Origin of the sequence: Cronobacter malonaticus LMG 23826 (genome assembly GCF_001277215.2) — a bacterium.
GTDB lineage: Bacteria > Pseudomonadota > Gammaproteobacteria > Enterobacterales > Enterobacteriaceae > Cronobacter > Cronobacter malonaticus.
On sequence record NZ_CP013940.1, the window covers coordinates 3,443,487 to 3,457,384 of the forward strand.

General features: G+C 57.2%; 14 protein-coding genes. 3 read left to right on the forward strand and 11 right to left on the reverse strand.

All coding sequences use genetic code 11. The features are described from left to right. Position 1 precedes the first annotated feature (1 nt). Entirely contained in the window at positions 2-1,150 is a 1,149-nt protein-coding gene (gene carA, locus AFK66_RS16165) for a glutamine-hydrolyzing carbamoyl-phosphate synthase small subunit (protein WP_032967838.1), read from the reverse strand. 190 nt (positions 1,151-1,340) lie between these two features. On the opposite strand from carA, the gene AFK66_RS22645 reads away from it, so the two are divergent. Next, positions 1,341-1,511, forward strand: coding sequence for a hypothetical protein (locus AFK66_RS22645; RefSeq protein ID WP_155242695.1), 171 nt, complete (start codon positions 1,341-1,343; stop codon positions 1,509-1,511). A gap of 106 nt (positions 1,512-1,617) precedes the next feature. Here AFK66_RS22645 and dapB read toward each other — a convergent pair whose 3' ends face one another. Further along, positions 1,618-2,439 (reverse strand): 4-hydroxy-tetrahydrodipicolinate reductase, encoded by an 822-nt coding sequence (dapB, locus tag AFK66_RS16170; protein WP_032967837.1) that lies wholly within the window; start codon positions 2,437-2,439, stop codon positions 1,618-1,620. Between the two features lie 190 nt (positions 2,440-2,629). Further along, positions 2,630-3,262, reverse strand: a complete 633-nt coding sequence (locus AFK66_RS16175; RefSeq protein ID WP_007782332.1) for an alanyl-tRNA editing protein — start codon at positions 3,260-3,262, stop codon at positions 2,630-2,632. A 94-nt stretch (positions 3,263-3,356) separates the two neighbouring features. On the opposite strand from AFK66_RS16175, the gene AFK66_RS16180 reads away from it, so the two are divergent. Continuing rightward, the gene (locus AFK66_RS16180; RefSeq protein ID WP_023899455.1) at positions 3,357-4,253 is read left to right on the forward strand and encodes a LysR family transcriptional regulator; all 897 of its coding nucleotides are present in this window, start codon (positions 3,357-3,359) and stop codon (positions 4,251-4,253) included. On the opposite strand, the gene rihC is transcribed toward AFK66_RS16180, so the two are convergent. The 6 genes from rihC to ribF form a co-directional block, all read right to left on the reverse strand. After that, positions 4,250-5,167: a ribonucleoside hydrolase RihC gene (rihC, locus tag AFK66_RS16185; RefSeq protein ID WP_007782234.1), complete on the reverse strand. Its 918-nt coding sequence runs from the start codon at positions 5,165-5,167 to the stop codon at positions 4,250-4,252. The two genes, AFK66_RS16180 and rihC, sit on opposite strands and share 4 nt — an antisense overlap. 95 nt (positions 5,168-5,262) lie before the next feature. Continuing rightward, on the reverse strand, positions 5,263-6,213 hold the full coding sequence (gene ispH, locus AFK66_RS16190; protein ID WP_007782085.1) for a 4-hydroxy-3-methylbut-2-enyl diphosphate reductase: 951 nt from the start codon (positions 6,211-6,213) through the stop codon (positions 5,263-5,265). After that, complete coding sequence (fkpB, locus tag AFK66_RS16195) at positions 6,194-6,664, reverse strand: FKBP-type peptidyl-prolyl cis-trans isomerase (protein ID WP_004386255.1); 471 nt, start codon at positions 6,662-6,664, stop codon at positions 6,194-6,196. The genes ispH and fkpB overlap by 20 nt, the downstream gene beginning before the upstream one ends. A 103-nt stretch (positions 6,665-6,767) precedes the next feature. After that, positions 6,768-7,265: a signal peptidase II gene (gene lspA / locus AFK66_RS16200; RefSeq protein WP_007699831.1), complete on the reverse strand. Its 498-nt coding sequence runs from the start codon at positions 7,263-7,265 to the stop codon at positions 6,768-6,770. Beyond that, positions 7,265-10,081: an isoleucine--tRNA ligase gene (gene ileS, locus AFK66_RS16205; protein ID WP_023899456.1), complete on the reverse strand. Its 2,817-nt coding sequence runs from the start codon at positions 10,079-10,081 to the stop codon at positions 7,265-7,267. Before ileS ends, lspA begins: the two co-directional genes overlap by 1 nt. A gap of 48 nt (positions 10,082-10,129) precedes the next feature. After that, complete coding sequence (gene ribF, locus AFK66_RS16210; RefSeq protein ID WP_007781982.1) at positions 10,130-11,068, reverse strand: bifunctional riboflavin kinase/FAD synthetase; 939 nt, start codon at positions 11,066-11,068, stop codon at positions 10,130-10,132. Between the two features lie 317 nt (positions 11,069-11,385). Between ribF and rpsT the strand changes: the two genes are divergently transcribed. Then, on the forward strand, positions 11,386-11,649 hold the full coding sequence (gene rpsT / locus AFK66_RS16215) for a 30S ribosomal protein S20 (RefSeq protein WP_004386260.1): 264 nt from the start codon (positions 11,386-11,388) through the stop codon (positions 11,647-11,649). A 76-nt stretch (positions 11,650-11,725) separates the two neighbouring features. On the opposite strand, the gene nhaR is transcribed toward rpsT, so the two are convergent. Together nhaR and nhaA are read right to left on the reverse strand one after the other, a co-directional pair. Next, on the reverse strand, positions 11,726-12,622 hold the full coding sequence (gene nhaR, locus AFK66_RS16220) for a transcriptional activator NhaR (protein WP_007781917.1): 897 nt from the start codon (positions 12,620-12,622) through the stop codon (positions 11,726-11,728). A gap of 72 nt (positions 12,623-12,694) precedes the next feature. Continuing rightward, positions 12,695-13,867: a Na+/H+ antiporter NhaA gene (gene nhaA, locus AFK66_RS16225; RefSeq protein ID WP_007781914.1), complete on the reverse strand. Its 1,173-nt coding sequence runs from the start codon at positions 13,865-13,867 to the stop codon at positions 12,695-12,697. Positions 13,868-13,898: the final 31 nt, after the last annotated feature.

The following is a 13,898-nucleotide window of genomic DNA, read 5'->3' on the forward strand; positions in this document are numbered from 1 at the left end:
ATTATTTGGCGGTCTTACGGTACTGCTCAATTAATTCGATAAAGTGGTCAAACAGCGGCGCGGCGTCATGCGGGCCGGGGCTCGCCTCAGGGTGCCCCTGGAAGCTGAAGGCCGGTTTATCGGTGCGATGAATCCCCTGGAGCGTATTATCGAACAGGGATTTATGGGTCACGCGCAGCGTAGACGGCATGGTCGCTTCATCTACCGCAAATCCGTGGTTCTGGGCGGTGATCATCACGCGGTTGTTGTCGATATCTTTCACCGGATGGTTGCCGCCGTGGTGACCGAACTTCATCTTCACGGTTTTCGCGCCGCTCGCCAGCCCCAGCAGCTGATGGCCGAGGCAGATGCCGAAGACCGGCACGTCGGTTTCGAGGAATTTCTGGATGGCTTCGATGGCGTAATCACACGGTGCCGGGTCGCCAGGGCCGTTGGAGAGGAACACGCCGTCCGGGTTCATTTTCAGGACGTCTTCGGCGGAGGTTTGCGCCGGGACGACCGTCAGGCGGCAGCCTCTGTCCACCAGCATGCGCAGAATGTTGCGCTTCACGCCGTAGTCATACGCCACCACGTGATACGGCAGTTCTTCTTCCTTTTTCGCTTCCGGCAGTTCGCCTGAAAGCGTCCAGCTGCCCTGCGTCCAGCTGTAAGCTTCCGTCGTGGTCACTTCTTTCGCCAGATCCATGCCGTTCAGGCCAGGGAAGGCTTTCGCTTTTTCCAGCGCCAGCGCGGCATCGACATTATCCCCTGCGATGATGCAACCGTTCTGAGCGCCCTTCTCACGCAGCAGACGCGTCAGCTTGCGGGTATCGATATCGGCAATCGCCACGATGTTATGGCGCTTCAGGTAAGAAGAGAGATCCTCGGTGTTGCGGTAGTTGCTCGCAATCAGCGGTAAATCACGGATCACAAGACCCTGCGCATGTACCTGGGAGGATTCAGCGTCAGCATCGTTAGTGCCGACATTACCAATATGAGGATAAGTGAGAGTGACAATCTGGCGGGAGTAGGAAGGATCAGTGAGGATTTCTTGATAACCGGTCATTGAAGTATTGAAAACGACTTCCCCTACTGCCGTACCTGTTGCCCCGATGGCCCGACCGTAGAATTGGGTTCCGTCTTCCAGAACCAACAGCGCTGACTTAATCAAAACGTCCTCCAGGGAATAAACAGTCAATTTATTTGCATATTAATTCAACCAGTATGGCTAAATCAACGCAAAAACGCCTGAACAGCGAATTTTTGGCAAACGGCGGCATTCTAGAGATAACTCAGGGGGAAGTCTACCTGAAAACGCACCTTTTATTGTTTTTTTGAAGGCTTTGAGGAAAACACAGGAAATGAAGGGCAAAAAACAAAGAAAACGAAGCGCAGAAAACGGTTGCCCGGCAAGAAAAGTAAAAACGAAGCATAGCACAGCTTTTAAAATGGACCAAACGGTCAAAATTCACAAACCATTAACGCAAAAGCAGTCAAAAACCATCAATTTTAAGCAGACAAACTTAACTTAATCACGAAAGTCGCAAAAATAAATAAAACAAAAAAGGGCAATAAATTATTGCCCTTCCAATCAGAAACTTATGATTGTAATAACCACATCACGATGGGTAATAAGAATCACAAATCATTCAGATTAAGCACATCCCGCATATCAAAAAAACCCTTTTTCTGCGCTTTAAGCCACAGCGCCGCCCGGACGGCACCATTAGCAAATGTCATCCGGCTGGAGGCTTTATGGGTGATTTCAATACGCTCGCCAATGTCGGCAAACATCGCGGTGTGTTCACCGACGATATCGCCCGCGCGCACGGTCGCAAACCCAATGGTGCCGGGCACGCGCTCGCCGGTGTGGCCTTCACGCGCATAAACCGCGCAGCTTTTAAGATCTTTATTCAGCGCGCCGGCAATCGCCTCGCCCATCGCAAGCGCGGTGCCGGACGGCGCATCCACTTTATGGCGGTGATGCGCTTCAATAATTTCGATATCGGTGTAATCGCCCATCACCTGCGCGGCTTTTTCAAGCAGCTTCAGCATCACGTTCACCCCAACGCTGAAGTTAGCGGCGAATACTACAGGGATCGCCGTGGCGGCTTCACGGATGGCCGCTTTACCGGCATCGTCGAAGCCGGTGGTGCCAATCACTATGCCTTTATTATGCGCGCGGCAGAACGCCAGATACGCCAGCGTGCCTTCCGGACGCGTAAAATCGATAAGCACGTCGAAGTCATCTTTCACCGCCTCAAGGCTGCTATTGAGAGTGACGCCGGTCGTGCCTGCGCCCGCCAGTTCACCCGCATCCGCGCCGAGCAGCGTTGAGCCTTCGCGCACCAGCGCGGCACCGAGCGCCACGCCGTCCATCGCAATTGCTGCCTGGATTAACTGCCGTCCCATACGGCCATTCGCCCCCGCGATCGCGACGCGGACCTGTGCTTCTTGCATAGTTATACTCTTCAGATTGCTTAGAAATCGTTCTCAGGTTAACCAGCCAGCCCGCAGGCTGCCAGCTGAAAACATGGATAATTAGAATTTAATGATAAACAGGGAGGGATATCAGTAAAAGGCTGCAACTGCCTGTTATTTTTGTGGGTATTAAGCGTTGAAACGGCAGGCGCGGAGCCTGCCGCGAGGCTTACTCTGCTACCTGGTAAGCCACCAGCAGCTGGCCTTTCTTGACTTTAATGCTGGTGAGCGTCACCTCACCGACCTGCGAGAGCGACGCCACGTGTGTACCGCCGCAGCCATAGGCCGGCAGCTCGCCGAAGCGCACCTGACGCCGCCCGTCAACGAAATCAACATAGCGCGGCAGATCGGCGGCAACCCACGCGGCGATTTTCTCGCTTAATGCGCAGGCTTCGGGCGCGTCTGACGACTGCGCCGGGGCAAACGTAATTTTCCCTTCACCGGGCCAGTGGTGCGCTTTTACCGGCTGCCAGCCGAGCTGCTCGCCCGCATAGCCAATCAGATGACCCGCCGAGTGCCAGCGTGTATGGCGGTTACGCAGCACGTCATCAATAACGAGCGTGGCGGGGCCGGTCGCCAGCGGCTGCGCCAGCAGGTGAATGACCGTATCACCGCGGTTTTCGACGCGCAGCACCGGCAGGCCGTTTATCGTGCCGCTGTCTGAGGGCTGTCCGCCGCCCTGCGGGTGAAATAGCGTCGAATCCAGCTCCACTTCATAATCGCCCTGCGCGTTTTGTTCGCAGCGCAGCACGTTTGCTTCGCCCTGAAGCGCGTCGCTCAGGTAGTACTCTCTGTGTGTCATCGTTGTCCTCCGGGTTCATCACACAGTATATTTATTATTCCCGCAGCGATAATCCTGCCTTACGACAACGAACCTTTGCATCAGGCGCACAAATATGAATTTAGCCCTTCTGCCCGATATCGCGGTTTTCGTTCAGGTGGTGGAGAGCGGCAGTTTCTCCGCCGCCGCGCGTAAACTTGGCAGCACGCCCTCCTCCGTCAGCCGCAGCGTCTCCCGCCTGGAGCGCGAGCTGGGCTGCAAGCTGCTGGTTCGCACCACGCGCAAATTGCGCCTGAGCGAGGCGGGCAACGGCGTGTTTCAGCGTGCCGCCAGTATGATGGATGCCGCCCGCGACGTGATGGCTCAGGGCGGCACGGCGTCACACGCGCCGCAAGGGCGCGTGACGCTTGGCGTGCCGAAAGCGGTGGGCCGTTTTGTGATCCATCCGCTAATGGAAGAGTTTCTGACGCGCTACCCGCAGGTGGATATCTGCCTGCGGCTGGAAGACCGGTATATGGATCTGATCGATGACGAGGTGGATCTGGCGCTGCGTATTACCGATTCCCCTTCTCCCGGCCTGTACGGTAAACCGCTGATGCCAATAGAGCATCTGCTGTGCGCCACGCCGGACTATCTCGCGCGCCACGGCACGCCGGAAACGCCGCAGGCATTACGTCATCACAGCTGTATCAGCCTTGGCGAAACGGCGACGGACGCGCGCTGGAAGTTTCGTCGCGACGGGAAAAACGTGGTGGTGCAGACGCACGGGCGTTACGCCGCCAACCATACCGGCGTGCGTCTTGATGCCGTGAAGCGCCATCTGGGCATCGGCAGCCTGCCGCGTTTTACCGCCAGCGACGCGCTGGCGGCAGGCGAGATTGTTCAGGTGCTGCCGGAGTGGGAATTTATCAGCAGCTATTCCGGCAGGCTCTGGCTGTTGTGGTCGACGAGTCGCCATATGCCCGCCAAAATCCGGGCGCTTATCGACTACCTGACGGAAAAGCTGTGCTAAGGCGCCAGCGTGAGCGTCTGCGCAACCCAGTCGCGAAACGCGGCTACGTCGATACCAAGCGCGACCTGCACGTTCGCAGGCCGGTTTAACTTGCCTTCAATATCCACCACCGTGGTGCCCGCCGTGTAGTCGCCGCGCGTCTCTACCGCCACGAAGCAGGGCGTTAACGTAAACAGTTCAGGCTTAACCAGCCAGGCGATGGCACAGAGATCGTGCATACGCAGGCCCGTCGTCATGCTGCCGCTGCGGTAATGGCTGAACAGCGCGTGCAGCATTTTTCCGGTGCGGTTAAGCGAGGGCAATGCCGCGAGATAATCAGGCGTCAGCACGGCCTGGTTGGTGACATCCAGCCCGCACATCACAATCTCAATGCCGCTTTCAAACACCCGCGCAGCGGCCTCGGGATCGATAGCAATATTAAACTCAGCATTGGGAGTAAAGTTACCGCGCCCCGCCGAGCCACCCATCATCACCAGCCGTTTGATTTTCGCTTTACATGCCGGATAGTGCGTCAGCAGCAGCGCGATATTAGTCAGCGGCCCGATGGTGACGAGCGTCAGCGGCTCCGTGGCGGTCATCAGGCGTTCGTAAATCGCCTGAAACGCCGGAACGTCAAGCGTCAGCCGGTCGTGTTCGACAAACGTGTAACCTTCCATTCCCGATTCGCCATGCACCGACGCGGCATCGCGCAGCGCGCGCACCAGCGGCGTGGCGGCACCCTGCGCCACCGGCACGTCAGCATTCCAGAAATGCAGCAGTTGCAGCGCGTTGCGGGTGGTTTTCTCTACGGACACATTCCCTGCGACAGTGGTGATGAGCTGTAAATCCAGCTCTGGTGAAAACAGCGCGGCGGCGATAGCCACGGCATCGTCAATGCCGGGATCGGTATCGAGAAGAATCGGCGTTTTTGTCATGAGCGCTCCTTGTTGTCTGGCCTGCCGTCAGGATAAAAAAATGCCGGACGATCTTCACCGTCCGGCATGTTGTTCTGGTACGCGCGTAAAAAAAATTACTGCACTTCGCGCGCGTCGATCCGCAGCTCCTTCGGCACTTCGAAAACGATGTTTTCTTCGCGACCGGTCAGCTCACGGGCGTCGCTACCGCCGAGCGCTTTGAGGCGCGTGATGACGTTCTGCACCAGAACATCCGGTGCCGAGGCGCCCGCGGTCACGCCGACACAGGCGGCGGTTTTCACCCAGGCTTCCTGAATGTCGTTGGCGTCGTCAATAAGATACGCCGTTTTGCCCATGCGCTGGGCCAGCTCTGCCAGACGGTTGGAGTTGGAGGAGTTTTTCGACCCCACCACTAACACCACGTCCGCCTGCTCCGCCAGCGCGCGCACGGCTTCCTGACGGTTGGTGGTGGCGTAGCAGATGTCATCTTTACGCGGCCCGACGATTTTCGGGAAACGGCTGCGCAGCGCGTCGATCACTTCTGAAGTGTCGTCCACCGACAGCGTCGTCTGGGTCATAAAGGAGAGGTTATTCTCATCCTTCACGGTAATTTTCCAGACATCTTCCGGCGATTCCACCAGATACATGCCCCCTTCCGGGTTGCTGTACTGGCCCATCGTGCCTTCCACTTCCGGGTGCCCGGCGTGGCCGATAAGAATGGCTTCTTCACCACGGCGGCTGGAACGCGCCACTTCCATATGCACTTTGGTCACCAGCGGGCAGGTAGCGTCAAACACCGTCAGATCGCGGCTTTTCGCTTCGTTGCGTACCGCCTGCGAGACGCCGTGGGCGGAGAAAATCAGGATCGCGCCATCCGGCACTTCGCTGATTTGTTCAATAAAAATCGCGCCGCGCTCGCGCAGGCTGTCCACGACGTAGCGGTTATGCACCACTTCATGGCGAACGTAAATAGGCGCGCCGTAAATGGCCAGCGCGTTTTCCACAATGCTGATAGCGCGGTCCACGCCTGCGCAGAAGCCGCGCGGGTTAGCCAACAGGATCTGCATCAGAACTCTCCAGCGCCGGATCGATTTCCAGCACGTCTATATCAAAATGAAGGGTATGCCCGGCGAGCGGATGGTTGAAATCCACGGTGATGGAGTCGCCGTTGATTTCACGGATAACGCCCGGCATTTCGCTGCCATCCATTGCGGTAAAGAGCATGATAGCCCCGATATCCGGCTCGCCCGCATCGATAAACTCGCGGCGGGAGAAGTACTGGATGAGATCCGGGCTTGGGGTACCGAAAGCGTCTTCCGGCAGGAGCGTAAACGCTTTTTTGTCGCCGGCGTGCAGGCCGAGCAACTCGCGCTCCAGGCCCTGCGACAGCGAGCCGTCGCCCAGGCGAAACAGCGCGGGTTTGCCGCTGTTGCGGCTGGACTCCGCCGTGGAGCCGTCTTCAAGCTTCAGCGTAAAGTGCACAAGCACCGCGCTGTTGCTCTGTATTGATGTAGACATGCAGGTTGCTCACTTATTTTGGGTCGTCTGTTTACCCGGTACCGGGCCTACAGAAGGCCGCACATTCTGTGGGCCGGGCAGCGAGACGCCGCCCGGCCAGAGGTTACGCCGTGGCTTTCTGTTTAGAAGGCAGGAAGCCTTCCAGCACGACTAACGCCGCGCCGATACAAATGGCGGTGTCGGCCAGGTTGAACGTCGCGAAGTGCCAGTCGCCGACATAGAAGTCGATCATATCGACCACGAAGCCGTGCCACAGACGGTCAAACAGATTGCCCAGCGCGCCGCCAATAATCAGCGCGTAAGCAATGTTGTTGAGCTTCTGGCTCGCCTTCGCGCGATACATCATGACCGCCAGCAGCACGCAGATACCGATAGCGATACCGGCGAAGAACCAGCGCTGCCAGCCGCCTTTGTCCGCGAGGAAGCTGAACGCCGCGCCGTAGTTGCGCGCATAATGCAGATTGAGCGACGGGAACAGCGAGACGGTTTCCCCCAGCGCGAAATGCTGGAGGATTAACGCCTTGCTACCCAGATCGACAATCAGCACGACCACCACCAGCCACAGCCAGCGCAGACCGGTTGAAAGAATCGGTTTACTCATCAGGCAAACTTACGTTTTTCGCCGTCACCGGCGACGTTGCTGACACAGCGACCGCAGATTTCTGCGTGTTCCGCCACCTTGCCGATATCGGTGGTGTAGTGCCAGCAGCGCGGGCACTTCTCACCTTCGGCTTTTGCGAGCGCCACTTTCAGCCCTTTGAGCAGTTCGCTCTGCTGGGCATCCGCGGCGGCGCTGGCATAATCCTCAACCTTCGCCTGCGAGGTCAACAGGACAAATCGCAATTCCTCGCCAAGCGCGGTGAGTTTCGCCGCCAGCTCAGGCTCCGCGTACAGGGTGACCGCCGCTTCCAGCGAGCCGCCGATTTTCTTATCAGCACGCGCCTGCTCAATCACCTTGTTCACTTCGCCGCGCACTTTCAGCAGCGCGTCCCAGTAAGCGTCGTTCATCGCTTCGGTATCGGCAAGGCCAAACAGGCCATCGTACCATTCACCGGTAAAGACATACTTCTCACGCTCGCCCGGCAGGTAGCCCCACACTTCATCCGCGGTGAAGGAGAGGATCGGTGCCATCCAGCGCACCAGCGCTTCACTGATGTGATAGAGCGCGGTCTGGCAGCTGCGGCGCGCCACGCTGTCGGCTTTCGCGGTGTACTGACGGTCTTTGATGATATCGAGATAGAACGAACCCATTTCGATGGAGCAAAAGCGCATCAGGCGCTGTACCACTTCGTGGAAATCGTACGCTTCATACGCTTTGACGATATCGTCCTGCGCGGCTTTGGCGCAGCCGACCGCCCAGCGATCCAGCACGACCATCTCTTCCGGTTTCACCATGTCTTTTGCCGGATCGAAACCGTTCAGGTTCGCCAGCAGGAAGCGCGCGGTGTTACGGATACGGCGATACGCATCGGCGGCGCGTTTTAAGATCTCGTCAGAGACCGCCATCTCGCCGGTGTAGTCGGTGGATGCCACCCACAGACGCAGAATATCAGCGCCCAGTTTGTTCATCACATCCTGCGGAGAGACCGTGTTGCCGATGGATTTCGACATCTTGCGGCCCTGGCCGTCAACGGTGAAACCGTGGGTCAGTACCTGGCGATACGGCGCTTTGCCTTTCATCGCGGTGGAGATCATCAGCGAGGACATAAACCAGCCGCGATGCTGGTCAGAGCCTTCGAGATACATATCCGCCGCATGGCCTGCGAATTCAGGGCGCACGTCAACCACAGATGAGTGGGTAGAGCCGGAGTCGAACCATACATCCAGCGTATCCGGCACTTTTTCATAGACATCGGCGTCATCGCCCATGATGTCGCGCGGGTCGAGATCCCACCACGCCTGAATGCCGTCCTGCTCAACGCGTTTTGCGACTTCTTCCATCAGTTCCAGCGTGCGCGGGTGCAGCTCCTGCGTCTCTTTATGGACGAACAGGGACATCGGCACGCCCCAGGTGCGCTGACGGGAGATACACCAGTCCGGGCGGTTGGCGACCATCGATTCGATACGCGCCTGGCCCCAGTCAGGAATCCACTGCACGCCTTTGATCTCTTTAAGGGACTGCGCGCGCAGGCCTTTTTGATCCATGCTGACGAACCACTGCGGCGTGGCGCGGAAGATGATCGGCGTTTTGTGACGCCAGCAGCACGGATAGCTGTGCAGCAGCTTCGCGACATTTAGCAGCGCGCCTTTTTCACGCAGCAGCTCAACAATCTGATCGTTCGCTTTGAAGACGTTAACGCCATCCAGACCTGGATACGTGCCCGGCAGATACGCGCCGTCCGGACCGACCGGATTCGCAATCTCCAGACCATATTTCTGGCTGATGGTGTAGTCGTCCGGGCCGTGGCCGCCTGCGGTATGCACCGCGCCGGTACCGGCATCGAGCGTCACGTGCTCACCGAGAATAGCCGGAACGTCAAAGCTCATGAACGGGTGCGTAAAGCGCATCAGTTCAAGCTGCGCGCCTTTGGTTTCGCCAAGCACGGTGTAATCGGAGACGTTGATGCGCTTCATCACGCTCTCAAGCAGATCTTTCGCCACGATCAGCGCCTGGCCTTCAATCTGTACCAGCACATAGTCAATCTCGGCGTGCAGAGAGATAGCGCGGTTAGCAGGAAGCGTCCACGGGGTGGTGGTCCAGATAACCAGCGATACCGGGCCGTTGACGTTCTGCGCGCCAAATTTCGCCACGACCGCCGCCGGGTCTACCGCGTTAAAGGCCACGTCGATAGAAGGCGACGTTTTGTCGTAATACTCCACTTCCGCCTCGGCCAGCGCGGAGCGGCAGTCGACGCACCAGTGCACCGGCTTGGCGCCTTTGTGCAGGTGACCGTTGCCGATGATTTTACCGAGCGCGCGGATGATGTTGGCTTCGGTTTTGAAATCCATGGTCAGGTACGGGTGCGACCAGTCGCCGAGCACGCCCAGACGGATAAAGTCTTTACGCTGGCCGTCAACCTGGGTCGCCGCGTATTCACGGCATTTGGCGCGGAATTCGGCCGCGGTGAATTTCTCACCCGGCTTGCCAAACTCTTGCTCCACTTTCAGTTCGATCGGCAGACCGTGGCAGTCCCAGCCCGGCACGTACGGAGAGTCATAACCGGCAAGCCCTTTGGACTTCACGATAATGTCTTTCAGAATCTTGTTAACCGAGTGACCAATATGAATGCTGCCATTCGCATAAGGAGGGCCGTCATGCAGAATGAAGGTTTTTTTGCCTTTTTTGGCTGCACGGATGATGCCGTAGAGGTCATCATCGGTCCAACGCGCCAGCATTCCCGGTTCGCGTTTGGCGAGATCGCCGCGCATCGGGAACCCTGTTTCCGGCAAATTCAGGGTTGATTTATAGTCACTCATCAGATTCTCGGTTCCGTATTTCGGTTTGATAATTAGCCGATTCAGGCGTTACGCCGGTGTCGGTAGCCCAAAAAAGTCGCGGGCGGTGATCACGTCTCTGGCGATTTGCGCCTTGAGTTCATCAAGCGAGGCAAACCGCTGTTCATTGCGTATTTTTTTACGCAGCACTACATCTATATGGCGGCCGTAGAGGTCAATTGCAACGTCCAGCAAGTGAACTTCCAGCTGCTGGCGCAGGCCGGCCACCGTCGGGCGGGTGCCGATATTGGCGACGCCGGGCAGCGGTTTGTCGCTGATGCCCAGCACTTCCACCGCATAAACGCCCTTAACGGGCGAAACCTGACGGCGCAGCGGTAAATTCGCCGTCGGGAAACCTATGGTGCGTCCGAGCGCGTCACCGTGAACCACACGCCCGGAGATGGCGAACGGCCGTCCGAGCAGGTTTTCCGCGAGGCTTAAGTCATCCTGTGCAAGCGCCTGGCGTACGGCGGTACTGCTGATGCGCACGCCCTCTTCGCAAAACGTTTGCGTACTGGTGACTTCAAAACCATATTCGCGCCCGGCTTTCTGTAATAACAAGAAATCCCCTTCGCGACCAGCGCCAAAGCGGAAATCGTCACCCGTGGCGAGGAATTTTACGCCGAGACGCTTGACCAGCAGATCGCTGACGAAATTCTGAGCTGTCAGCGCGGCAAAGCGGCGGTCAAAACGAATACACAGCACGTAATCCACGCCGCAACGGGCGAGATAGCGCAGCTTTTCGCGCAGCCGGGTGAGCCGCGCGGGCGCTTTATCGGCCGCGAAAAGTTCAAGCGGCTGCGGCTCGAAAATCATGACCATAACGGGCAGGCCGCGTTCGCGCCCTTGCGCGCATAGCCCGGCAAGCAAAGCCTGGTGCCCACGATGCACGCCATCGAAATTGCCGATGGTCAGCACGCAACCGTGATGCTCAGAGGTGAGATTATGTATGCCGCGTATCAGCTTCATGACTGGCTCAGAACAGTGAAAATCGTCGGATTATACCTTGTACAGCCTTTAAGGTTAACCGACGATTTGGCCCTGTCAGCCATAAACCGGCAACGATTTCATCGCGCTGCGTCAGGGTTTCGCACTGAACGCGAATTTTGTCCCACAAAGACTGTATTCGCACGAGGCAAGCTGGTAGAATCTTGCGCCATCACTACGTAACGAGCGCCGCATAACAACGGCGCTTATTTGCACAAATCCATTGACAAAAGAAGGCTGAAAGGGCATATTCCTCGGCCTTTGAATTGTCCACATAGATCATATTTGGGAGTTGGACCTTGGCTAATATCAAATCAGCTAAGAAGCGTGCCGTTCAGTCTGAAAAGGCCCGTAAGCACAACGCAAGCCGTCGCTCTATGATGCGTACTTTCGTTAAGAAAGTGTACGCAGCGATTGAAGCTGGCGACAAAGCTGCTGCACAGAAAGCATTTAACGAAATGCAACCAATCGTGGATCGTCAGGCTGCTAAAGGTCTGATCCACAAAAACAAAGCTGCTCGTCATAAAGCTAACCTGGCTGCACAGATCAGCAAACTGGCTTAATCGCCATTCGCTGTCGCTTGTTGCAAACAGCTTGTTAAAAAAACCCGCTTATGCGGGTTTTTTTATGCCTGCTGATTTATTTGGGCGGCACAAACAGCGCCGAATAGTCACGATTGCAGATGCGCTGCACCGCCGGATGCTGAATCATTCGCTCTGCGAAAATCGCGTGATACTCTTCCATCACGTTATCCATGCGCCCTATCTCCACAATATTCTCATCCTCGTAAAAATCGTGGGCATAGAGGCTTGGCGCGACAAACACAGCGTTATGCGCCGCGCCGAAGGCTTTCATCAGCGCCGCGTCGTCGAACTCGCCGAGAATTTCCACTTTCAGCCCTTGCGAGTGGATCCAGTTCAGTAATTTACGCCCGAGCATGGAGCGACGCCCAGGTATCAGTAACCGGCGCTCTTCAAGACACGCCGGAAACGGCTTTGTCGGCGCCGGGCTCTGGCACCAGAAGCTGACGCTGCACTCGCCGATTTTGACGGAGAAAAGGCCTGCCTGCTGCGTAGAGTCGATGGGGCAATCGGAGATAATCATATCGAGCTTATGCTGGCTCAGTTGCTCAAGCAGCATCTCGTGCGTCGATTCAAAACAGCGCAGGTGGATTTGCTCATCTTCCACCACCGCCGCATCCAGCACGCCGCTGACTAGTCTTTTCGAAAGGGCGTCCGCCACGCCAACATCAAACAACAAGTGAGATTCTTTGCGGTAGTTGATAATGTCCAGCATCTCCTGGCTCAGGGTAAACATGCGATCGGCGTAACGAAAGACCAGTTGCCCCAGCTCGCTCGGCTCAAGACCCCTTCCCTTACGCTTAAACAGTTTACCCTGTAGCCTCTCCTCAAGCGCTTTTATCTGTCCGGTGATGGTTTGCGGCGTAAGGTAGAGCACCTCGGCAGCACCGACGACCGAGCCTTCCTTACAAACCTGCCAGAAATAATATAAGTGGTTGTAATTGATATGAGGCATAAGCGCGTTCTCTCTGGAGTCCATGAGGGAAAAGCGGCCTTCACTCCGAAAGACCGCATGATAAAGCGGGCGTTAGCGCGCCCGCGATAAATGGCTGCGCAACAGCGCATACCCAATAACCGCTGCCAGTAATGAGCCGACCAGAATGCCAAGTTTGGCCCAGGTCACCAGGGCTGCGTCGACATCGCCGAAAGCCAGCGACGCGATGAAAATAGACATCGTAAACCCGATACCGCACAGCACGCCGACGGCCAGAATCGTCTTCTGGCTGACGCCCGGCGGAAGCGTTGCCCACTTAAGCTTCACCGCCAGCGCGCAAAATAGGCTGATACCGAGCGGCTTGCCGATAAATAATCCGGCAATAATGCCAAGCGGCAGTAGCGACGTCAGGCCTGCCAGCGTCACGCCCTCAAGCGAAACCCCCGCGTTGGCGAAGGCAAACAGCGGCAGGATCAGGAAACCCACCCACGGATGTAGCGCATGCTCAAGCGATCCTGCGGGTGAATGCCCGTTCTGCGCTTTCAGCGGCACAAAAAAGCCGATAATCACGCCTGCGAGCGTGGCATGGACGCCCGATTTCAGCACCGCCGTCCAGAGCACGACGCCTACCAGAATATAGACGCCCGTGCGGCGTACGTTGCAAAGGTTAAGCAAAGCCAGTACAGCGATAGCGCCTGCCGCCACCAGCAGCGACATCATTGACAGCGAGCTGGTATAGAACAGCGCGATAATTACAATCGCACCCAGATCGTCGATGATAGCCAGCGCCATCAGGAAAATTTTCAGCGCAGGCGGCACGCGGCTGCCGAGCAGCGCCAGAATGCCCAGCGCGAACGCAATATCTGTCGCCGCCGGGATAGCCCAGCCCGCGCGCGTTACCGGGTCCTGAAAGTTAAACGCCAGATACAGCGCGGCAGGCAGCACCATGCCGCCGAGCGCAGCAATCACCGGCAGTGACGCCTGACGACGGCTGGCGAGCGATCCCTGCACCAGTTCACGCTTCACCTCCAGCCCCACCAGCAGAAAGAACACGGCCATCAGTGCGTCGTTCACCCACAGCAGCATGTTCTTTTTAATCTCCAGCGCGCCGACTTTAAGTTCCACCGGCGTGCTGAGAAAGCCTTCATAAAGTTCATGTGTGGCGTTCATATTCGCCAGCAGCATAGCCAGCGCGGCAGCGGCAATCAGCACGATGCCGCCCGCAGCGTCACTTTTAAAGAAACGTTGTACTGTTTTTATCATCATTGTCCATCCAGAGTTATAGCGCCATATATTC

Coding starts and splice junctions, on each gene's coding strand:
- ribF (WP_007781982.1), bottom strand. CDS start 11,068: ATGAAGCTGATACGCGGCATACATAATCTCACCTCTGAGCATCACGGT.
- dapB (WP_032967837.1), bottom strand. CDS start 2,439: ATGCAAGAAGCACAGGTCCGCGTCGCGATCGCGGGGGCGAATGGCCGT.
- AFK66_RS16180 (WP_023899455.1), top strand. CDS start 3,357: ATGAATTTAGCCCTTCTGCCCGATATCGCGGTTTTCGTTCAGGTGGTG.
- ispH (WP_007782085.1), bottom strand. CDS start 6,213: ATGCAGATCCTGTTGGCTAACCCGCGCGGCTTCTGCGCAGGCGTGGAC.
- nhaR (WP_007781917.1), bottom strand. CDS start 12,622: ATGCCTCATATCAATTACAACCACTTATATTATTTCTGGCAGGTTTGT.
- ileS (WP_023899456.1), bottom strand. CDS start 10,081: ATGAGTGACTATAAATCAACCCTGAATTTGCCGGAAACAGGGTTCCCG.
- rihC (WP_007782234.1), bottom strand. CDS start 5,167: ATGACAAAAACGCCGATTCTTCTCGATACCGATCCCGGCATTGACGAT.
- nhaA (WP_007781914.1), bottom strand. CDS start 13,867: ATGATGATAAAAACAGTACAACGTTTCTTTAAAAGTGACGCTGCGGGC.
- lspA (WP_007699831.1), bottom strand. CDS start 7,265: ATGAGTAAACCGATTCTTTCAACCGGTCTGCGCTGGCTGTGGCTGGTG.
- fkpB (WP_004386255.1), bottom strand. CDS start 6,664: ATGTCTACATCAATACAGAGCAACAGCGCGGTGCTTGTGCACTTTACG.
- AFK66_RS16175 (WP_007782332.1), bottom strand. CDS start 3,262: ATGACACACAGAGAGTACTACCTGAGCGACGCGCTTCAGGGCGAAGCA.
- AFK66_RS22645 (WP_155242695.1), top strand. CDS start 1,341: ATGAAGGGCAAAAAACAAAGAAAACGAAGCGCAGAAAACGGTTGCCCG.